Origin of the sequence: Flavobacterium sufflavum, assembly GCF_004016525.1 — a bacterium.
GTDB classification, from domain to species: domain Bacteria; phylum Bacteroidota; class Bacteroidia; order Flavobacteriales; family Flavobacteriaceae; genus Flavobacterium; species Flavobacterium sufflavum.
In genome coordinates, this window is the sequence record NZ_SACJ01000029.1 from 1 (window position 1) to 614 (window position 614).

Below are 614 nucleotides of genomic sequence, written 5' to 3' on the forward strand. Positions count from 1 at the left end.
TTTCTACAGGTGCTGCTCCAACGAATTGTCCGGGTTCAAGCAATAGTGTGAATATTGTTGAGGTTGCTAATCCAGTTGCTCTTGTATTGACCGGAAGTTCTATTTGTGCTTCTAATCCAGGCACAGGCACAGTTAGTTCTAGTACTTCAGAATCAGGGGTGAGTTATCAGTTAAGAATAGGTACGACTAATGTTCAGGCTCCAAAAGCAGGTACAGGTTCAGCTCTGTCATGGACTGGTTTAAATGCAGGAACAAACTATAATGTGGTTTCTTCTGTAGGTAACTGTCCGGGTTCAAGCAATAGTGTGAATATCGTTGAGGTTGCTAATCCAGTTGCTCTTGTATTGACCGGAAGTTTTATTTGTGCTTCTAATCCAGGTACAGGAACAGTTAGTTCTAGTACTTCACAATCAGGAGTGAGCTATCAGTTAAGAATAGGTACGACTAATGTTCAGGCTCCAAAAGCAGGTACAGGTTCGGCTCTATTATGGACTGGTTTAAATGCAGGAACAAACTATAATGTGGTTTCTACAGGTGCTGCTCCAACGAATTGTCCGGGTTCAAGCAATAGTGTGAATATTGTTGAGGTTGCTAATCCAGTTGCTCTTGTATTA

General features: G+C 41.7%; 1 protein-coding gene. It reads left to right on the forward strand.

Annotated features, from left to right (window positions below; translation table 11 throughout):
* Window positions 1-614, forward strand: a 614-nt coding sequence (locus tag EOD40_RS18035) for a hypothetical protein (RefSeq protein WP_164905513.1), incomplete at both ends; no start/stop codon positions are given.